This is a genomic window from Rhizobium cerradonense, from assembly GCF_030182455.1.
Lineage (GTDB): Bacteria > Pseudomonadota > Alphaproteobacteria > Rhizobiales > Rhizobiaceae > Rhizobium.
On sequence record NZ_JAQJCK010000007.1, the window covers coordinates 365821 to 386089 of the forward strand.

General features: G+C 59.8%; 20 protein-coding genes. 9 read left to right on the top strand and 11 right to left on the bottom strand.

Annotation, left to right across the window (positions count from 1 at the left end):
* The first annotated feature begins 2 nt into the window (after window positions 1-2).
* Complete coding sequence (pbpC, locus tag PH547_RS18545; protein WP_104821698.1) at window positions 3-2090, top strand: penicillin-binding protein 1C; 2088 nt, start codon at window positions 3-5, stop codon at window positions 2088-2090.
* A gap of 90 nt (window positions 2091-2180) precedes the next feature.
* Entirely contained in the window at window positions 2181-2540 is a 360-nt protein-coding gene (locus PH547_RS18550; protein ID WP_104821697.1) for a nuclear transport factor 2 family protein, read from the top strand.
* Between the two features lie 40 nt (window positions 2541-2580).
* On the opposite strand, the gene pheT is transcribed toward PH547_RS18550, so the two are convergent.
* The 5 genes from pheT to infC form a co-directional block, all read right to left on the bottom strand.
* Complete coding sequence (gene pheT / locus PH547_RS18555) at window positions 2581-5004, bottom strand: phenylalanine--tRNA ligase subunit beta (protein WP_260303284.1); 2424 nt, start codon at window positions 5002-5004, stop codon at window positions 2581-2583.
* A gap of 16 nt (window positions 5005-5020) precedes the next feature.
* Window positions 5021-6103, bottom strand: coding sequence for a phenylalanine--tRNA ligase subunit alpha (gene pheS, locus PH547_RS18560; protein WP_260303283.1), 1083 nt, complete (start codon window positions 6101-6103; stop codon window positions 5021-5023).
* A 317-nt stretch (window positions 6104-6420) separates the two neighbouring features.
* Window positions 6421-6825: a 50S ribosomal protein L20 gene (gene rplT, locus PH547_RS18565; RefSeq protein ID WP_104821695.1), complete on the bottom strand. Its 405-nt coding sequence runs from the start codon at window positions 6823-6825 to the stop codon at window positions 6421-6423.
* A gap of 37 nt (window positions 6826-6862) precedes the next feature.
* Window positions 6863-7066: a 50S ribosomal protein L35 gene (gene rpmI, locus PH547_RS18570; protein ID WP_028750884.1), complete on the bottom strand. Its 204-nt coding sequence runs from the start codon at window positions 7064-7066 to the stop codon at window positions 6863-6865.
* 319 nt (window positions 7067-7385) lie between these two features.
* The gene (gene infC / locus PH547_RS18575) at window positions 7386-7922 is read right to left on the bottom strand and encodes a translation initiation factor IF-3 (RefSeq protein ID WP_183868856.1); all 537 of its coding nucleotides are present in this window, start codon (window positions 7920-7922) and stop codon (window positions 7386-7388) included.
* 278 nt (window positions 7923-8200) lie between these two features.
* On the opposite strand from infC, the gene PH547_RS18580 reads away from it, so the two are divergent.
* The gene (locus tag PH547_RS18580; protein ID WP_104821693.1) at window positions 8201-9013 is read left to right on the top strand and encodes an alpha/beta hydrolase; all 813 of its coding nucleotides are present in this window, start codon (window positions 8201-8203) and stop codon (window positions 9011-9013) included.
* Window positions 9014-9247: 234 nt separating this feature from the next.
* Window positions 9248-9847, top strand: a complete 600-nt coding sequence (locus PH547_RS18585; protein WP_104821692.1) for a transglutaminase-like cysteine peptidase — start codon at window positions 9248-9250, stop codon at window positions 9845-9847.
* A 208-nt stretch (window positions 9848-10055) separates the two neighbouring features.
* Here the strand turns inward: PH547_RS18585 and mbfA are convergent, their stop codons facing one another.
* Window positions 10056-11039, bottom strand: coding sequence for an iron exporter MbfA (gene mbfA / locus PH547_RS18590; protein WP_260303281.1), 984 nt, complete (start codon window positions 11037-11039; stop codon window positions 10056-10058).
* A 210-nt stretch (window positions 11040-11249) separates the two neighbouring features.
* On the opposite strand from mbfA, the gene PH547_RS18595 reads away from it, so the two are divergent.
* Entirely contained in the window at window positions 11250-11717 is a 468-nt protein-coding gene (locus PH547_RS18595) for a group III truncated hemoglobin (RefSeq protein ID WP_104821690.1), read from the top strand.
* 2 nt (window positions 11718-11719) lie between these two features.
* On the opposite strand, the gene PH547_RS18600 is transcribed toward PH547_RS18595, so the two are convergent.
* A complete protein-coding gene (locus PH547_RS18600; protein ID WP_104821689.1) occupies window positions 11720-12634 on the bottom strand; it encodes an EamA family transporter in 915 nt (304 codons plus the stop codon).
* Window positions 12635-12731: 97 nt separating this feature from the next.
* Window positions 12732-13757 carry a histone deacetylase family protein gene (locus tag PH547_RS18605; protein ID WP_104821688.1) on the bottom strand — a complete coding sequence of 342 codons (1026 nt, stop codon included), beginning with the start codon at window positions 13755-13757 and terminating at the stop codon, window positions 12732-12734.
* 152 nt (window positions 13758-13909) lie between these two features.
* Here PH547_RS18605 and PH547_RS18610 point away from each other — a divergent pair, with 152 nt between their 5' ends.
* Window positions 13910-14518, top strand: coding sequence for an HAD family hydrolase (locus tag PH547_RS18610; RefSeq protein WP_285169038.1), 609 nt, complete (start codon window positions 13910-13912; stop codon window positions 14516-14518).
* A 15-nt stretch (window positions 14519-14533) separates the two neighbouring features.
* Here PH547_RS18610 and PH547_RS18615 read toward each other — a convergent pair whose 3' ends face one another.
* Together PH547_RS18615 and PH547_RS18620 are read right to left on the bottom strand one after the other, a co-directional pair.
* Window positions 14534-15055, bottom strand: coding sequence for a GNAT family N-acetyltransferase (locus PH547_RS18615; RefSeq protein WP_285169039.1), 522 nt, complete (start codon window positions 15053-15055; stop codon window positions 14534-14536).
* An 18-nt stretch (window positions 15056-15073) separates the two neighbouring features.
* The gene (locus PH547_RS18620; RefSeq protein WP_285169040.1) at window positions 15074-15643 is read right to left on the bottom strand and encodes a helix-turn-helix domain-containing protein; all 570 of its coding nucleotides are present in this window, start codon (window positions 15641-15643) and stop codon (window positions 15074-15076) included.
* A gap of 176 nt (window positions 15644-15819) precedes the next feature.
* Here PH547_RS18620 and lepA point away from each other — a divergent pair, with 176 nt between their 5' ends.
* Entirely contained in the window at window positions 15820-17652 is a 1833-nt protein-coding gene (gene lepA / locus PH547_RS18625; RefSeq protein ID WP_104824951.1) for a translation elongation factor 4, read from the top strand.
* A 121-nt stretch (window positions 17653-17773) separates the two neighbouring features.
* The gene (locus tag PH547_RS18630; RefSeq protein ID WP_285169041.1) at window positions 17774-18829 is read left to right on the top strand and encodes a DUF4238 domain-containing protein; all 1056 of its coding nucleotides are present in this window, start codon (window positions 17774-17776) and stop codon (window positions 18827-18829) included.
* A gap of 4 nt (window positions 18830-18833) precedes the next feature.
* Here the strand turns inward: PH547_RS18630 and PH547_RS18635 are convergent, their stop codons facing one another.
* Entirely contained in the window at window positions 18834-19295 is a 462-nt protein-coding gene (locus tag PH547_RS18635) for a GFA family protein (protein ID WP_285169042.1), read from the bottom strand.
* A gap of 143 nt (window positions 19296-19438) precedes the next feature.
* Here PH547_RS18635 and PH547_RS18640 point away from each other — a divergent pair, with 143 nt between their 5' ends.
* Window positions 19439-20263 carry a DUF2066 domain-containing protein gene (locus tag PH547_RS18640; protein WP_285169043.1) on the top strand — a complete coding sequence of 275 codons (825 nt, stop codon included), beginning with the start codon at window positions 19439-19441 and terminating at the stop codon, window positions 20261-20263.
* Window positions 20264-20269 lie beyond the last annotated feature (6 nt).

A 20269-nucleotide genomic window follows, 5' to 3' on the forward strand; every position in this document is an offset into this window, starting at 1 on the left:
CGATGAAGACACGATGGAAAATTGCGATCGGTGTCGGGGTGAGCGCCCTCTCGGTGGCGGCGCTTGTCCTTGGCCTCGAGGCCGGCGATCGCGCCTTTCCGCCTCCGCTCGACAAGGCCGGCATCGTCTCGGCAGAGGTGCTCGACGTCAATGGCGAGTTGCTCCGAGCCTTCGCCACGCCGGAGGGGCGCTGGCGGCTGAAGACCGATGTCGCCGATGTCGATCCGCAATTCCTGCGCATGCTGGTCGCCTACGAGGACCGGCGGTTCTACGACCATCACGGCGTCGACCCGATGGCGCTCGGCCGGGCACTTGTGCAGCTCGTTAGCCATGGCCGCATCGTCTCGGGCGGCTCGACACTATCGATGCAGGTGGCGCGGCTGATCGAGCCGCGCAATGAGCGGTCGGTGACGGCAAAGCTGCTGCAGATCGTCCGCGCCATCCAGATCGAGCGGCGGCTCAGCAAGGAGCAAATCCTCGATCTCTATCTGACGCATGCGCCCTATGGCGGCAATCTGGAGGGTGTGCGTGCGGCAAGCCTTGCCTATTTCGGCAAGGAGCCGCGGCATTTGACCGTCGCACAGACGGCCTTGCTGGTCGCTCTGCCGCAATTACCGGAAAAGCGCCGGCCGGACCGCAATCTCGCAAGCGCCGAGGCAGCCCGCCGCCGCGTGCTCGATCGCGCTGCCGTTGCGGCTGCCGTCGGCGAGGGTGAAGCTGAGCGGGCAGCGCTCGTCCCGGTCCCCGCGAAGCGACGGCAATTGCCGGCCTATGCCGCGCATCTCGCGGAGGCCGCGCTACGCAAGCAACCCGGCGTCATCCGGCACCGAACGACGCTGCGCCGGGATATTCAGCAAGGCCTTGAAATCGTCGCCGATGAAGCATCGAAGCGGTTGGGACCGAAGGTCTCTGTCGCCATGGTGATGGCGGATGCACATACCGGCGACATCGTCGGTGAGGTCGGCTCGGCCAATTATTTCGATTCCAGCCGCTCCGGCTGGATCGACATGACTCGTGTCCTGCGCTCGCCCGGCTCGACGCTGAAACCCTTCATCTACGGCCTTGCCTTCGAAGAAGGATACGTCGCCCAGGAAACGATCATCGAGGACCGTCCTGCGGATTTCTACGGTTATCGCCCGCGCAATTTCGACATGACCTACCAGGGCGATGTCAGCGTGCGCGAGGCGTTGCAACTGTCGCTCAATGTGCCGGCCGTGCGTCTGCTCGACGCCGTCGGGCCGACGCGGCTGCTGGTGCGTTTCCGCCGCGCCGAGGTGAAGCCGGTATTGCCGCCCAACGAAGCGCCGGGCCTCGCCATCGGCCTCGGCGGCGTCGGCATCACGCTCAAGGATCTGGTGCAGCTCTATGCAGGCCTTGCCAACCGCGGCAAACCGATGCGGATCGGCGACGGCATTCAGGATCAACCCGGGCCGATCGAAAGCGAGCCGCTGATGGAGCCGGTCGCAGCCTGGAACATCACCGACATTCTCTCCGATATCATTGCACCGGCCGGCAGCAAGCAGCTCGGCATCGCCTATAAGACCGGCACCAGCTATGGCAACCGCGACGCGTGGTCCGTCGGCTACGATGGTGCGCATGTGCTCGGCGTCTGGGTCGGCCGGCCGGACAATGGCGCGGTGCCGGGCCTGGCGGGCTATGTCTCAGCCGCCCCCATCCTCTTCGAAGGCTTCGCCAAATCCGGCGTCGCCATCGCGCCGTTTCCGCCGGCGCCCATGGGCGCGGTGCGCATTTCCGCCACCGAACTGCCGATCAGCCAGCGGCGTTTTTCGGTGACGGCCGCCGGCTTGCTGTCAGCCTCGACCCGCGAGCCGGCGCCACAGATCGTCTATCCGCCAGAGGGGGCGCGCGTCGATCTTGGCGCGAGCAGCGGCGCCAACCCACCGATGCCGCTGGCATTGAAGCTGCAGGGCGGCCGCGCGCCGTTCCGCTGGCTCGCCAACGGCAAGCCGCTGCCCGATCTCTCTCGCCGCCGCACCAATCAATGGATTCCGGATGGCGCCGGCTATTCGACGCTGACCGTCATCGATGCCGCCGGCCGGGCCGCCAGCGTACGGATTTTCGTAGAATAAGACCGGTCAAATCCTCGCGATCACGCCGCCGTTTTTGCCAGTTGGGGCGTTTATGCTATATTAACAGGCACTCAAACGAGGAATAGCGAGATGTCAGAAGAGCAAGCAATCCGTGCGGTTGTTCACCTCTATGTCGATGGCATGGCATTCGCGAACGAGCCGGCATTGCGCAAGGCGCTCCATCCACGAGTAGCGATCATAGGCAATTATCAGGGTGCGGTGGAATGGATGACGCGCGACGAATTCATCAGCGCCATCGTTGAAGAAGGCAGCGCACCGCCCGACACTGTGCCGCTGATGGAGATCGAGCTGATCGATATCGAAGGTGATGCCGCAAGCGTCAAAGTCGTCGACGAATTCGCCGGCATGCGCTTTTCCGACTATCTGTCACTGCTGAAGATCGACGGACGGTGGACCATCGTCAACAAGGTCTACCATTTGCATCGGTAGGTCTTTCCCCTTCTCCCAGGCGGGGAGAAGGGAAACCTTGTCACCCCCGAAGCACGCCACCCGTCGTTTTCGTCACGTTGGCGACGATCTTCTGGGTCAGCGCCTCGAAATCCTCGTCGGTCAGCGTGCGCTCGGCCGGCTGGATCTGCACCTCGATGGCGATCGACTTCTTGCCGTCGCCGAGCGATGCGCCCTCGAAAATATCGAAGACATTGACGCCGGTGATCAGCTTGCGGTCGGCGCCCGTGGCGGCGCGGATGACGGCGCCGGCTTCCACAGTCTTGTCGACCACGAAGGCGTAGTCGCGCTTGACTGCCTGGAACGGCGAAAGCTCCAGCGCCGGCTTGGTGCGCGTCGTCTTCTTCTTTGGCTCCGGCATGGCGTCGATATAGACCTCGAAGCCGGCAAGCGCGCCCGTGACATCGAGCGCTTCCAGCGTCTTCGGATGGAATTCGCCGAAATAGCCGAGCACGACTTTCGGACCCATCTTGATGGTGCCGGAGCGGCCCGGATGATACCAGGCGGGGCCACCCTGCTCGATCTGGATATTGCCCATCGGCAGGCCGCAGGCTTCGATCACGGCCAGTGCGTCGGCCTTGGCGTCGAAGACATCGACCGGCTTGCCGCCGCCCTTGGCGGCGTTCGACCACATGCGGCCGGCGCCCGTCAACGTCGCAGTACCACGGCGGATGCCGCCGGCGACGCGGCGTTGGCCTTCGGGCCTGTCGTTTTCATAGGTGCCGGAGACTTCGAAGATCGCGACGTCGCCATAGCCCTTGTCGGCGTTGCGCTGCGCAGCCGACAGCAGGCCCGGCAGGAGCGAGGGACGCATGTCGGACATGTCGGCGGCGATCGGATTGGCAAGCTTCAGCGCATTGGAGCCGCCGCCGAAGAGCTTGGCCTGATCTTCGGAGATGAAGGACCAGGTGACGGCTTCCAGCATGCCGCGGGAGGCAAGCGCGCGCTTGGCGGTGCGCGTACGGATCTGCAGCGTTGTCAGGATCTTGCCGTTGACGGCGTTGTGGCTTGCGAGCGGCTGCGGCTTGATATTGTCGACACCATGGATGCGCATGATCTCTTCGACGAGATCGGCCTTGCCATCGACATCCGGCCGCCAAGAGGGAACTGCGACGGAGACCCGCTCGCCCGAGCCGGAGACCGAAAAGCCGAGCTTCGTCAGGATTGACCTGCCCTCTTCCACCGAGACGTCAAGGCCAGTCAGACGCTTGACCTCGGAGAAGGGGAAATCGACGATCTTGGCGTCGTAGCCCTTATAGCCTTCGACCTTGGCCTTGGCGGCGGTGCCGCCGCAGCAGGCGAGCACCAGCTCGGTCGTGCGTTCCAGGCCGGGAGCCATATATTCCGGATCGACGCCGCGCTCGAAACGATAGCGGGCATCGGTGATGATGCCGAGGCTGCGGCCGGTCTTGGCGATGTTCATCGGGTCCCAAAGCGCCGATTCGATCAGCACGTCGACGGTGTTCTCATCGCAGCCGGAATGCTCGCCGCCCATGATGCCGCCGATCGACTCGACGCCATCATCATCGGAGATGACAACATTGTTGGGATTGAGCTTGTATTCGCGCTCATCCAGCGCCAGCACGGTCTCGCCATCCCGGGCACGGCGCACGACCAGATTGCCCTTGACCTTGGCGGCGTCGAAGACGTGCATCGGCCGGCCCTGATCGAAGGTCATGTAGTTGGTGATGTCGACCAGCGCGCTGATCGGGCGCAGCCCGATCGCCAGCAGCCGCTGCTGCATCCATTTCGGGCTCGGGCCGTTCTTGACGCCGCGTACGAGGCGGAGCGCGAAGCCTGGGCAGAGGGCGGCATCATCGAGCTCGATCTTCAAGTCCACCGGCGTATCGCCGTCGACGGCGAAGGTCGGCGTCAGGCGCGGCTTCAGCGTGCCGAGGCCGGAAGCGGCGAGGTCGCGAGCGATGCCGTAGACGCCGGTGCAGTCGGGACGGTTCGGCGTCAGGTTGATCTCGATCATCGGATCGTCGAGGCCGGCATAGGCGGCAAAGCTGGTGCCGACGGGCGCATCTTCCGGCAGATCGATGATGCCGTCATGGCTGTCGGAGATTTCCAGCTCCTTTTCCGAGCACATCATGCCGTGACTTTCGACGCCACGGATATTGCCGACCGTCAGGATTACATCGATACCAGGAACATAGGTGCCGGCAGCCGCGAAGGCGCCAACGAGGCCGGCGCGGGCATTCGGCGCGCCGCAGACGACCTGGACCGGCTTGCCAGAGCCGTTGTCGACCATCAGCACCTTCAACCGGTCGGCCTGCGGATGCTTTTCGGCGGAAAGGACCTTGGCGATGACGAAGGGCTTGAATGCCGCCTTGTCGTCGACGTCTTCCACTTCCAACCCGATCATCGTCAGGCGGGCGCAGATCTCGTCGAGCGTGGCGTCCGTTTCCAGGTGCTCTTTCAGCCAGGAGAGTGTGAATTTCATGTGCTTTATCCCTTCCTTACACGCTCAAACCGCCGAACAGTGTCGGCATGTCGAGCGGGCGGAAGCCATAGTGGTTCATCCAGCGGACGTCGGCGTTGAAGAAGTCGCGCAGGTCGGGCATGCCGTATTTCAGCATGGCGATGCGGTCGAGGCCCATGCCCCAGGCAAAGCCCTGATATTCATCCGGATCGAGACCGCCATAGCGCAGCACGTTCGGGTGAACCATGCCGCAGCCGAGGATTTCCATCCAGTCGGTGCCTTCGCCGAACTTGACGATCGGGCCGGAGCGATCGCACTGGATATCGACCTCGAACGAGGGTTCCGTGAACGGGAAGAAGGAGGGGCGGAAGCGCATCGTCACATTGTCGACCTCGAAGAAGGTCTTGCAGAATTCTTCCAGCACCCAGCGGATATTGGCGACATTCGCCGTCTTGTCGATGACGAGGCCTTCCACCTGATGGAACATCGGCGAATGCGTGGCGTCGCTATCCTGGCGATAGGTCTTGCCGGGAATGATGATGCGGATCGGCGGCTTCTGCGTCTCCATGGTGCGCACCTGCACCGGCGAAGTGTGTGTGCGCAGCACCTTGCGCTCACCCTTCTCGTCCGGCTGGAAGAAGAAGGTATCGTGCATCTCGCGGGCCGGGTGCCCTTCGGGGAAGTTCAGCGCCGTGAAGTTATAATAATCGGTCTCGACGTCGGGACCTTCGGCGATCGAAAAGCCCATGTCGCCGAAGATGGCGGTGATCTCGTCGACGATCTGGCTGATCGGATGAATGCGGCCGCGTTCCGCAGGCGAAGAACGCACGGGCAGGCTGACGTCCAGCGTCTCCGCCTTCAGCTTGGCCTCGATCGCGGCATCGCGCAGCGCACCCTTTCGGGCGTTGATGGCGTCGGTCACCGAATTCTTCAGCGCATTGATCGCCGCGCCCCGCGTCTGCCGCTCTTCCGGCGACATCGAGCCCAGCGTCTTCAACAGTTCTGAAACCGAGCCCTTCTTGCCGAGAGCGGAGACCCTGACGGCTTCGATCGCCTGCTCGTCCGTGGCAGCGGCCACGTCGGCCATGAGTTGGGTTTCAAGAGTATCGAGTTCCGTCATCTTGTCCTGCCTTGCGGAGGGCGGGCTCACCGCGCCGCTCATTCCGCAGAATAATTGGTGAACACATACATCGGATAGCTGGTGGCAACGATGAAGCGCTGCAGATCACTACCCATGTGCACGCGGCCAATCAACGGGCAAATGACAAAAACCCGCCAAGAAAACGGGTCATGTGCCGAAGTTCGGCCACAGCCGGCGGCGGCGCGCGCTTTGATCAGGCCAAATGGGCTCGATCATGCGTGCTGCAAACACAAAACCCGCGCCGGTTTTGCCAGCGCGGGTTTGCAATGAATACACGAAATACGTGCGAAGCGGTGTTAGTTCACAGCAGCTTCGAATTCGTTCTTCGTGCCGGCGTCCTTGAGATATTCCAGCGCCTTCTTGGAGGCGGCGACGAGCGCGCCGAAAGCTTCCGGCTCATGGATCGCCATGTCGGAGAGAACCTTGCGGTCGACTTCGATGCCAGCCTTGTTCAGACCGTCGATGAAGCGGCCGTAGGTCAGGCCGAATTCGCGGACGGCAGCGTTGATGCGCTGGATCCAGAGGGCGCGGAAGTTGCGCTTGTTGATCTTACGGTCGCGGTAAGCGTACTGCTTGGAGCGGTCGACGGCGGCCTTGGCGGTACGGATGGTGTTCTTGCGGCGGCCGTAGAAGCCCTTGGCTGCCTTCAGAACCTTCTTGTGCTTGGCGTGGGCGGTAACGCCTCTTTTTACGCGTGCCATTTCATGATCTCCTTAGTCTATAGCGTTACGAATAGTCTCAGAGACCGTTCGGCAAGTAGTTCTTGACAACCTTACGGCCATCCGGCTCTGCGAGAACCATGGTGCCGCGGGCGTCGCGAATGAACTTGTTGGTACGCTTGATCATGCCGTGGCGCTTGCCAGCAGCGGCTGCCTTGACCTTGCCGGACGCGGTGATCTTGAACCGCTTCTTGGCAGAGGACTTCGTCTTCATCTTGGGCATTTTGCTACTCCTTCGATGCTTCCTGGCGCGCTTTGTAAAAAGCCTCCCCACAGATCCGGCTGGGCCGGGGCTGCGACAAGGTGCCGGAGCGTTTGTTGTTGAACGGCGGATACGGTGACGAACCGCTCCGCCAGCATTCTGAACTGCCACGGCATGCCCTGCCGGTCAGTTCGGACGCGCGCTTATAACCGCAGTCGCCTGTAAGTGCAACGGGCACGGCGGGGATTCTTTTACGGATCGATGACAGGCATCAACCCGGAGCACAAAAGGAAAAAGCCGCCCAACAGGACGGCTCCGGCCTCTTACGTCTGCTCGCGCCTCACTTTGGCGCAAGCACCATCATCATCTGGCGACCTTCGAGCTTGGGCTCGGCTTCGACCTTGGCGATCTCGAGCGTATCTTCCTTGACCTGCTGGAGAAGCTTCATGCCGAGTTCCTGGTGGGCCATTTCACGGCCGCGGAACTTCAAGGTCACCTTCACCTTGTCGCCTTCTTCAAAGAAACGTTCGATCGCCTTCATCTTCACGTCGTAGTCATGCGTGTCGATGTTCGGGCGCATCTTGATTTCTTTGACTTCGACGACCTTCTGCTTCTTGCGCGCCTCGGCGGCCTTCTTCTGGTTGGCGTATTTCAGCTTGCCCAGATCGAGGATCTTGCACACAGGCGGTTCAGCGTTGGGGGAAATCTCCACCAGATCGAGACCGGCCTCCTCTGCCATTCTCAATGCCTGGTCGGTTGGGACGATGCCCATATTCTGGCCGTCAGCCGCGATGAGCTGAACTTTGGGAATGCGGATTTCCCTGTTGGAACGTGGCCCGTCCTTCACGGGCGCATCGGTTTTAAAGGGTCTGCGAATGGTCGTACTCTCCACGAATTGTTTCGGATTGCTGCAGCCTCTCGCTCCCGTCGGCGCAACTGACGGAAATGTCGTAAAAGCTGCGGTGAAGTCAATAGCATGATGCCAGGAAAAAATCACCTCCCGTGTGCCAATACTGTGCGGCGCAGCCGTAAGATGCGCAAAGGACACAGCAACATCACAAAATAGCGCATGCGCTTCTTCAGAAATCGGAAGGATTTTTGCACTCGCGCGGGTGCGAATCTGCTCTATAAAGCACAAAATTCCGGGAGTTTTTAATGTCCGAAGCACTAGCCGACCTTGAACCGACCTTTATTTCCGTGGGCAGCGCCGACGACCAACGGCAGATCGCCGTGCAACTGCGCGCGGCCAGGAAAGGCGCAAAGGGCGCGACCTTCGTGTGGCTCTCCGGCTATCGCTCCGATATGAGCGGCACCAAGGCGCTGGAGCTCGACGCGCTTGCCGAACGGCTGGGCCTCGGCTGCATCCGCTTCGATTATTCGGGCCATGGCCAATCCGGCGGCGTCTTCACCGACGGCACGATTTCGCGCTGGTTGGAAGAGGCGCTCGCCGTCATCGACTACGCCAAGCCGAAGCGGATCGTCCTTGTCGGTTCGTCCATGGGCGGCTGGATCGCGCTGCGGCTCATCCAGGAACTGCGCAAGCGCAAGAAGACACCGGCCATCCAGGGCCTTGTGCTGATTGCTCCCGCCCCGGACTTCACTATCGATCTCATCGAGCCGAACCTTTCCGATGTCGAGCGGAGATCGCTTGCCGAACGCGGCTATTTCGAGGAGCCTTCAGAATATAGTCCCGAGCCGAATATCTTCACCCGCGCGCTCATCGAGGACGGCCGCGCCAACCGCGTCTTGACCGGCATCATCGAAACGGGCTGCCCGGTTCATATCCTACAGGGCATGCAGGACGAGGATGTGCCCTTTGCCCATTCGTTAAGATTGGTCGAACATTTGCCGGCCGACGATGTCGTGTTAACACTTGTGCGTGACGGCGATCATCGGCTGTCCCGACCGCAGGATATCGAGCGCATGTTGACCGCAGCGGAGACGCTGGCGCTCCATAATCATCCGTAAAAACATATAGATAGCTTTGTGAAAAACCCGCGGACGGCCCGCCGCGGGGTAGAACCCGCATGCCTTCCGGTAATCATAAGAGGCATTGAATTGTGGCGACTAGCCTCTTGATTGTGCTGAAATTAACCATAAAGGCTGGTTCCGCTGTTAACACTTAAGTAACGATTGACTTGGCGCGCCCCCTTACATTAACAATTTGTTAACAAATGCAGGGACGATACAAGGAAAGTGGGCGTGCGTATTAAGGGCGTATTCGTTGCCTTCGCAGCTATAGTTGCGATGTCGTCGTCGGCCATGCCGGCCCCCCAGAACACCGCATCGATGACCATCGGCGGTGTAACATCCCAGCCCATCGGGCACTATGAGTTTTGCGAGCGTCATGCCGACGAATGCGGCCCGACGCGCAATACCGGTCCTGTCGATATGAACGCCGCCACCTGGACGCTGGTCAATCAGGTCAACCTGCGCGTCAACAAGACCATCACGCCTGCCACCGACATGGAAGTCTACGGCCAGGAAGAATATTGGGAATATCCGAAGACGGCCGGTGACTGCGAAGATTTCGCGCTTCTGAAGCGCAAGCTTCTCATGCAGAAGGGTATTTCCGCCGCCAACCTTCTGATGACGGTCGTACGCAAACCCGATGGCGAAGGCCATGCCGTGCTGACGCTGCGCACCGATCAGGGCGACTACATTCTCGACAATCTCGATGACGAGGTGAAGGTCTGGTACCAGACCCCCTATTCCTATCTGAAGCGCCAGGCGAGCTACAATGCCGGCCGCTGGGTCACCATCGAAAATGGCAACGACGTCCTCGTCGGCGCCGTCAAGTAATCACCATAAGAACAGAACTCATACAAAAGGCCGGCACATCTGCCGGCCTTTTGTTTTTCCAAAAATCCTTAGAACGGTCTGATCTTCGTCCTACAGAACAAGACAAGACATCGCCTATGCCGTGCCCGCCGGCCCTTCGCTTGGGCTCAGGGCGTTCGACGCGCGAAACGATTCACTGGATCGTTTCGTCGGCTTCGCCGATCGCGTCTCACCCATTTCCAATCAGTATGCCCGCTGCAAGCACCAGGGAGCCACCAACAACGACCTGGAAGGCGGCGCGGAGAAACGGTGTCTCCATATATTTGTTCTGAATAAAGGCGATCGCCCACAGCTCGAAGAAGACAACGATGGCCGCAGTAATCGTGGCGGTCCAAAAATTGGGAATAAGATAGGGAAGCGCATGGCCCAATCCGCCGAGTGCCGTCATGATGCCGCAGGCAAAACCGCGCTTGATCGGCGAGCCGCGGCCGGAAATCTTGCCGTCGTCATGGGCGGCTTCAGTGAAGCCCATGGATATGCCGGCGCCGACGGAAGCCGACAGGCCGACGAGGAAGGTCTGCCATGTCTGCTGCGTCGCGAAGGCGGCGGCGAAGATCGGCGCAAGCGTCGAGACCGAGCCGTCCATCAGGCCGGCAAGGCCCGGCTGCACATAGGTGAGCACGAACTTGCGGCGGGCATCCGCATCCTCTTCTTCCTTCACCGATTCCGGCGTGTGCTTGTCGCCAAGCATGCGGGCAATGTCTTCATGCCCTTGTTCCGCCAGCGCCAGATCGCCGAGGAGCTGGCGCGTCGAGGCGTCGGAAACCCGCTTGCCCGCCTCGACATAAAAATTATAGGCCTGCTGTTCCATGCCCTCGGCTTCTGCACGGATGGCTTCGAGCGACAGGTTCTTGCGTAGCCAGTCCGGCTTGCGTTCATAGAAACCGTTGACATGTTCGCGCCGGATCAGCGGGATACGCTCGCCGAAACGCTTGCGGTGCATGTCGATCAGCGTCTTGCGGTGGGTATCCTCGACTTCGGCCATGTCCTCGAACACCTTGGCGGAATCGGGATAGTTGTCTCTTAGAATATCGGCATAGGCGAGATAAATGCGGGCATCGTCCTCTTCCGAGGCGATGGCAATGGCGAGAATTTCCTGTTCGGACAAAGAGGCAAAGGAACGTTTTGGCGAGCGGAAAAACCCGAGCAACATAAAAATCTCCATCTTTAGAATTATTCTAAAACTAAAGTGGACGATCACTGGGGTCAAGGGCTAACAGACTATGCCGAGCCAACTACCCCATGACTTTGACAGATTGCCGCAACGGCGGCATGACATCTTGGTTGCGCCATGAAAATGCATAGATAGAGGGCCGACAAACGCCGTATTGCGCAAAATGCTGAGCGGCGGCAGGAGCATGACATGAACATTGACATACAGGGTCGCGCCGCTCACCTGGCCGGCATCCGCGAGAAGGCCGAAGCCGAGATGACGCGCATCGGCATCGATGCAGCCTTCATCGACCGGCTTGTCGATACTTTCTACGGACGCATTCAGGCGCATCCCCGGCTCGGTCCGGTTTTTGACGGTCGTCTTGCCGGTCGGTGGCCGGACCATATGGAGAAGATGAAACGCTTCTGGTCGTCGGTTGCGTTCAAAAACGGCGCCTATGGCGGCAAGCCGGTGCAGGCTCATCTCGGCGTCGAAGGCATCGCGCCGGACCTTTTTCCAGAATGGCTGGCGCTTTTTTCGGAAACGCTTGCGGATATCGCGCCCTCGGATGAAGCTAGGGCCTGGTTCATGGCGACAGCCGAGCGCATCGCCAAGAGCCTGACGCTCTCACTCTTCTATAATCCGGCATTGGACGATCCGGCGAGGAAGACTGTCTAAGCTCAGCCCTTCGTGGCGAAAATCGTTGCGCCGATGCTGGCGGCGACGACGAGGGCCGTGCCGAACATCTGCGACGGCGTCATCGGCTGCGACAGGATAATAAAGCCGGCAACGGCAGCAATGGCGGGTTCCAGGCTCATGAGGATGCCGAAGGACGAGGTCGGCATGCGCCGCAGCGCGACCATTTCCAGCACATAGGGGAGCAGCGGAACGAGCAGTGCCAGGCCGGCGATTTCGAGGAGGCCAGAGGCTGTCAGATGCGGGGCGGCGGAGGCAAAGCCGAAAGGTGTTGAAACGACCGCCGCGACCAGCAGCGACATGGAAAGCCCTTCGAGACCCTGGAAGGCGTTGCCGACCTTCTTCGTCAACAGGATATAGCAGGCCCAGCCCACGCCCGCGCCGCAGGCAAAAAGGATGCCCGGCAGATTGCCCACCCATTCCTCACCGTCATAGGCCAATAGCAGAACGCCGACGCCGGCGAAGACGGGCCAGAGAAGCTGACGGCTCAACCCGAAGCCGAGGGTCGCGACAAGCAGAGGTCCGAGGAAGTCTATCGCGACCGCAAGACCCAGCGGAATGTGCGCAATCGCCGAGAAGAAGGAAGCCGTCATCAACGCCGATACGGAACCAAGTGCCAGCACGCTGATCCATTGCGAGCGGCTGTAGCTCATGATCTTCGGACGGACGATGATCGCCAGTGCGGCAGACGCGAAGACGAGCCGCAGCCACGTCGCGCCGACGGGTCCATAGGTATTGATGATCGGAGACGACAATGCCGAGCCGAATTGGATGCTGCACATGGACAGGACGCACATCAGCACGCCGGCGGCAATGCCGCCGGAGGATGGCGCAACATCCGGATGCGGCATCAGCGCCGCGCCGCCATCCGTGCCACTTTCGATAAGCTGCTGGTCCATGACCTCTCCTCTTATGCGGGTTTTTTAGAGATCTGGCCCTGGACTGACAAATTCAAACTTTTCATCCTGCGATCACGCGCGTTGATCCAGGCCCGTCTCAGGCTTCGAGGCCCATGAGGACGTTGGCGACGTTCAGGCCGATCTCGGGCACGCCATAACCGCCCTCCATGCAGACGAGAACCGGCAGGCCGGCGCCGGCAACGCGCTCGCCCATGCGAATGAAATCCTGCGACGTCAGCTTGAAAAAGGAGATGGGATCGCGCTCGAACGTATCGACGCCGAGCGAGAGCACGATCGCCTCCGCGCCGAAATTCTTGATGCGGGCGAGAGCCTCGGCAAGTGCCGCCGACCATTCTTCCCAGGACGTGCCGCGCGGCATCGGATAATTGCGGTTCGCCCCCAACCCTTCGCCTTCGCCCTTCTCGTCGACATGACCCAAGAAATAGGGGAAGGCATGGATGGGATCACCATGCAGCGAAGCGGTGAAGACATCGCCGCGCCGATAGAAGATATCCTGCGTGCCGTTGCCATGATGGAAATCGACATCGAGCACGGCCACTTTCTTCGTGCCGTGGTCGCGCAGCCGCTGCGCGGCGACGGCGGCATTGTTGATGAAGCAATAACCCCCGAAGAGATCGTATCCGGCGTGGTGGCCGGGCGGGCGGCAGAGGGCGAAGGCATAGCGATTGCCGGCATGGAGCCAATCGGCACCCGTCAATGCGCAGCGCATCGATGCGAGCGCCGCTTCATAGGAGCCCTTGGTGATCGAGGTGTCGGCGGCGTTGGCATAATGGCCGATCATGCCGACAATGTTTTCCGGCACGCGCTGGCTGGTGCGCCGCACGGGAAAAGAATTGGCGATCGCCTCACCCTTGTAACCGGCCGCAACCCAGCGCTCCCAGACCACGCCCAGAAAATCGAGATAGGCCGGATCGTGAACCTTGCGCGCCGTCTCCAACCCATGCGCTTCCGGCGCGACGATGTCCGCAAAACCGGCCTCCTTCACGGCGGCCAATATCCATTCGGCACGGAACGGCGCTTCGAAAGGCGTCACAAGCTGCCCATCATGCAGTTCTGTCTTGGCGTCCCTCAGCTTGTGATCTTCCGAATAGATGACGCGCATGGCAGCCTCCTGACGCCGGCTAAATTCCCTGGGGAATGCAGAGGCTTACACGGATTGCAGGACGGAAAAAAGAGCCGCATGCGCTCTTGATCGCCGGCAGAAACAACGCCACCTTCCCCATGCCTTTCATTCCACTGGGAGATTCGCGCCGCATGAAAGTTCTGATGGTCGATGTCGACGGTGTGCTGGTGCATGGGCGACCCGGCGATGGCCTGCACTACTGCACCTATCTGGAACGCGATCTCGGTATCAAGCGTGAGGTGCTTCAGGAAGAATTCTTCAGGAAAGACCATTGGGGAGACGTCGTTACCGGCCGCGACAATCTGGAACCCCGGCTCACCCGCGTTCTGGAGAGGATCGCGCCGGGGCTGAGCGCCTCAACGCTGATCGACTACTGGTTCGAGAACGACTCCCGCCTCGACCAAGCCTTGCTTGGCGACCTCGCGGCGCTGCGGGCCAAGGGCATCCCGATGTACCTGGCGACCAACCAGGAGCATCGCCGCGCCGCCTATCTGATGGAAAAGCTTGACCTATCCTCCTATTTCGACGGCATCTTCTATTCCGCCATGCTCGGCTACCAGAAGCCCGCGCCTGAATTCTTCCGGCTGGCCACCGAGCGCGTCGGTATCGAAGCCCATGAGATCGCCTTCATCGACGATTATCCCGCCAACATAGAGGCCGCGCGGCAATTCGGCTGGAAGGCGATGCACTGGACGCCGACCGCGACGCTGAATGACGCGCTTGCCGCATTTTCACAGTGACTATGCCGACCCGGTTCAAGCGGCGATCCGCTTATAGAACAGCGTCGTATCGCAGAGCCCACCTTCCGGCCACATGGCGTAATCGGGGATGACCCCGACCCGCTGCCAGCCGAGGCGGGGATAGATGGCTTCGGCTTCGCTGCCGGTTGCGGTATCAAGCACCAGCAGGGTCTTGCCGCGCTTGGCCGCTTCACGCTCAGCCGCCGCCATCAGCAGCCGCGCCAGCCCCTTGCCACGCGCAGAGCGATGCACCAGCAATTTCTTGAGATCGCCGCGATGCGGCTGGTTTGGCATTTGCGCCGCGCCCACCTGCACGGTTCCGACGACTTTGCCCTCGATCACGGCAACAAGAAGCAGGGTCGCGCCGCTCTCGACGCTGTCGGCGACGCCTTGCCAATAGGGCATGGCGTCGGCTGGCTTATACGGCTGCATGAAGCCGACCGAGGCGCCACCGTTGACGCAATCGGCGAGCACGTCGCAGAGGTCAGGAGCGACGGCGCGGGCTTCGGCGGCGGAAAGAAGACGAATATCGGGCATGAAAAAGGTCCTTGACGATTATGAGCGGCCGCGATCGAGGATGACGCAATAGCGCGCCGGATCCTCGCCGGGATTATGAAAGGCATGACCGTCGCCGACGCCCATGAAGAGGCAATCTCCGGGCATCAGGCGATGCGTGACATCACGATGGGTCACCTCCATCTCGCCTTCGAACAGCCAGACATGTTGTGTCATGGCAAGGCTCGCGGCATTCGGAGGAAAGCTGACGCGTGCGCCGGCAGGGAAGACGACTTCAACAACATCCACCTTCGATTCCGTCCCCGGTGGCGAGACGGCGCGTCTGACATAGCCGGTTTCCGGATCTCGCCAGACCGCTTGCTGGTCGCGGCGGGCCAATGGCGACACATCCTTATCGTCCGCGGCGAAGAAGGCCGAGAGCGACAGGCCGAGGGCTGCGCAGAGCCTCGACAACAAGGATGCCGTCGGGCTCGCCTCGGCCCGCTCGATGCGCGAAATCATGGCGCGGCTGACGGCGGAGGCATTCGCCAGCTCGTCCAGCGTCAAACCGCGGGCAATGCGCAACTGCTTGATGCGAGCCCCGATCGCCAGCTCCAGATCGTCATCCATCATTTGCTCGCACCATCCGCCTCGCAATTCCAATATAAGAGAAATACACGATCACATAATGGAATCAAGCGCGATAATGATCTTGATAAATGGAGCGCCCGAAAAGCCTGCCTTCATGCGAATATAGCCGCCAAAACCCCGCTTTTCCGCTTTGCGGCGCGGGGCGGCGCTGCTATATGGCGCGCATGAGCACCAATTCCACCACTCCGCTTTCGCATATCCGCAACTTCTCGATCGTGGCCCATATCGACCACGGCAAATCGACGCTGGCCGACCGCCTGATCCAGACGACGGGCGGCCTCGCCGAACGCGAGATGTCGGAGCAGGTGCTGGACAATATGGAGATCGAGCGCGAGCGCGGCATCACCATCAAGGCCCAGACCGTGCGCCTGCACTACAAGGCGAATAACGGCGAGACCTATATTCTCAACCTGATCGACACGCCCGGACACGTCGACTTCGCCTACGAAGTCTCCCGCTCACTGTCGGCCTGCGAAGGCTCGCTGCTGGTGGTCGATGCCAGCCAAGGCGTCGAAGCGCAGACGCTCGCCAACGTCTATCAGGCGATCGACAACAATCACGAGCTCGTCACCGTGCTCAACAAGATCGACCTGCCGGCGGCCGAACCGGACCGCATCAAGGAACAGATCGAGGAAGTGATCGGCATTGACGCCTCCGACGCCGTGCTGATCTCGGCCAAGACCGGCCTCGGCATTCCCGACGTGCTGGAAGCCATCGTCCATAAGCTGCCGGCGCCAAAGAGCGCGGGCGGTGAAAAGGCGCCGCTGAAGGCGCTGCTGGTCGATAGCTGGTACGATACCTATCTCGGCGTCATGGTTCTCGTGCGCATCATCGACGGCACGCTGACCAAGGGCCAGACCATCCGCATGATGGGCACGGATGCGAAATACCAGATCGAGCGCGTCGGCGTGCTGACGCCGAAGATGGTCGCCGTCGACAGCCTCGGCCCCGGCGAGATCGGCTTCATCACCGCATCGATCAAGGAAGTGGCCGACACCCGCGTCGGCGATACCATCACCGAGGACAAGCGCCCGACCGCTGCGCCGCTGCCTGGCTTCAAGCCGGCGCAGCCTGTCGTGTTCTGCGGTCTCTTCCCCGTCGATGCCGCCGATTTCGAGGACCTGCGCTCGGCCATGGGCAAGCTGCGCCTCAACGACGCCAGCTTCTCCTTTGAAATGGAATCTTCTGCCGCTCTCGGCTTCGGCTTCCGCTGCGGCTTCCTCGGCCTGCTGCATCTGGAAATCATCCAGGAGCGCCTGGAGCGCGAATTCAATCTCGATCTGATCGCGACGGCACCTTCCGTCGTCTATCAGCTCACCATGACCGACGGCACCGAGATCGAGCTGCACAACCCGGCCGATATGCCCGACGTCGTCAAGATTTCCGAATTCCGCGAGCCGTGGATCAAGGCGACGATCCTGACGCCGGACGATTATCTCGGCTCGATCCTGAAACTCTGTCAGGACCGCCGCGGCATCCAGACCGAGCTGACCTATGTCGGCAACCGCGCCATGATCACCTACGATCTGCCGCTCAACGAAGTCGTCTTCGACTTCTACGATCGCCTGAAGTCGATCTCCAAGGGCTATGCCTCCTTCGACTACAGCCTGACCGATTATCGCGAGAGCGATCTCGTCAAGATGTCGATCCTCGTCAATGCCGAGCCGGTGGATGCGCTCTCGATGCTCGTGCACCGCTCCGCCGCCGAAAAGCGCGGCCGCGTCATGTGCGAGAAGCTGAAGGACCTGATCCCGCAGCACATGTTCCAGATCCCGATCCAGGCCGCGATCGGCGGGCGCATCATCGCCCGCGAGACGGTGAAGGCGCTGCGCAAGGACGTGACCGCCAAGTGCTACGGTGGCGACGCCACCCGCAAGCGCAAGCTGCTCGACAAGCAGAAGGAAGGCAAGAAGCGCATGCGGCAGTTCGGCAAGGTCGAAATCCCGCAGGAAGCGTTTATTGCAGCGCTGAAGATGGGGGATGAGTGAGGGATATCTGAAGCGGTTAGATGCCCTGCTCCCTCTGTGCGATTAAATCAACCTAAAGTATTGCAATAATAAAATACATCTATAAGGTGTATTTTATTATTCTTTGCTTTTCGGGATATGGATGAGCGAGCATCGATCTCAACATTATGTGCCTCGTTGTTATCTCAAGAACTTTTCATCCGAGATAAGCTTGCGATGCATCAACCTCCTCAACATCAATCGTGAATTATCGATTCGCAATGCGCCGATAAAAAATCAATGTGAGAAGTCCTTTTTCTATGGAAAGGATTTAGTCATCGAGAAATCACTTCAGAATATCGAGGGTGATTACTCGCGTATTGCTGCTTCAATCGTCAAAGAAGAAATTCTTAGATCAGAAGAAATCGAATTCCTTCGTCAATTTACCTACCTCCAATATCTGCGAACAGACTACGCGGCCAAAAGAATGCAGATTGCACATTCGGAAATGGCTGATCTCATTTATGAGTTTGATAGCGACAGTCGCCCGAAAGATGCTGAAGAAGTTTCAATTCTTCTTGAGCTTTTTGATAGCACCAAGCATTCCATCGACGATCTAAAATTCGTCATCATCAAAAATGAAACAAGAACCAATTTCATTACAAGCGATGACCCCGCCATCGTCACAAATAGGTTTCCAAAATCCACGGGAGACCTTGGCGCCGCAGGTTTAAATAATTCTGGTTGCATATTATTTTTGCCAATAAATCCCATATATTCCATTTCTTTTTACGACGGCGGTATCTATACACTACCAGACAAACTTAAATATACTTTGCGATTAAAAAAGGATTCTGATGTTAAGGCTTTAAATCAGCTTCAAATAATTAAAGCGCAAAAGAATATATACTTTTCTACCTGGCAGGAAAGAGATGAATTATTAGCGGAGCTTTGTGAGATAAAAGACAAGCGCCCATCAAAATGGCATGAAATTCACTATGCAATAGAAGATCCACAACGTTCTCAAGACGGCTTGACCAGTTATAGAGCGGTTTACACAGCAGAAGAACGAAAGGAAGCGCAGAGAGCGCTAATACACCTACACCAGATTCCGCTGGTCCCTTCATCCTGGCCGTCGGCCATTAAGTTTCGGCGTCCGGCTCGCTATATTGACACGAAGTCGGGTGCAGGGCTCATTCGTAGACATATGTCACGCTAAGATTTTAGGTGTTGATTCTCTCCCCATACTCCTTGATGAGCCCCTCATACTCGTTCATCTCCGGCAGCGCCGGATAGCTGTGCTTTGCCGGTGTCGTCACCCAGGGCAATTTCTCGCTGGTCCAGGTCTCGACGAAAGGCGTGAACCAACTGGGGTCGTCGAGCATGGTCGGGCGCAGGTTGACGAACCAGTCGAACCCTTCCAGGCGCGTGAACATCCAAGTCATGCAGTAGGGGCAGAAATAGTGCTTCAGGTTTTCGTCGTGCATGCCGCCGATAACGGGTTCGCCTTGGGTGACTTCGAAACCTTCGCTCGGAATGGCGACGCTCAACGAATAGGCGCTGGAGGACATGCGCTGACAGCCGGTGCAATGGCAGGCCATGGTCAGGAGTGGCTTGGCGCTGATCTTCAATCGCACCTCCCCGCAACGGCATCCACCTTTCCAGGGTAATTCTGGCTGGGTCATGATCTCGTCTCCTCCGGTTTCCATGAAATCTAGTGGCCTTGACGCCGTTGTCAAAGCCATCGTCAACGTCGCTCGGCCATCATAATCTGACATTGCCTGCCGCTTGCTTTCGCGACACCATGGCAGCGTTCGGAGATGTCCCGATGTTGAAATCACGATCGATTGCCATCGCCTTCGCGCTCGCAGTCATCAACGAGGCAGCCGTCGCTCGCGCCGATGATCAGAGCCGGCTTTACCGAGCGCAGGCAATCGTTACCGGCACTGGCGCCATCAATCGCGAACTCGGCTTCAAGGATTGCCTGGGTCGCGTGCTTGTCAGGGTCAGCGGCGATCAGCGTGTGACGACGGAGAATGCCTTTCAAGCGATGCTGCAGCGTGCCGGCTCCTTCGTCGCGACCTACAGCTATCGCGATCGCCTGGAAGGTATCCCGATCCATGACGAGCAAGGCACCCACGACCGGCCGCAGGACCTCACTTGCATCTACATGCCCGATACCATCGATCAATTGCTGTCCACGCTCGGGCACAAGCCGTGGCTGTCACCGCGCCCGAAACTCGCGATTTTCTTGGTCGTACGCGATGCGCAACGCACTTTCACGCTGACCCGCGACGGTGACGAAAGCCCTTACATGATCGACGCTTTCGAAGCGGCCGCCAGACCGTTTGCCATGGCAATCATTGTGCCCAACAAGGCAATGCTGGTCAGCCGGGGCCTCACCACAACGGGTTTGGCGGGGACGGCACAGCAAGAACTCGATGCCTTGGCCAAGACCATCGGCGGCGATGTCGCCTTGGCGGGTTCGCTTGTCTGGAGCGACAAGGATCTCGGCTGGGTCGCCGATTGGTCGATGATGGAAAATGGAAAAATCCATCACTGGCGAATCCGCGGCGTCAGCTTCGATGACGCATTTCGCAACGCTATAGGCGGGGCGGCACAGATCGCCTCCGGCAATGGAGAGCCGCAATAGATGCGC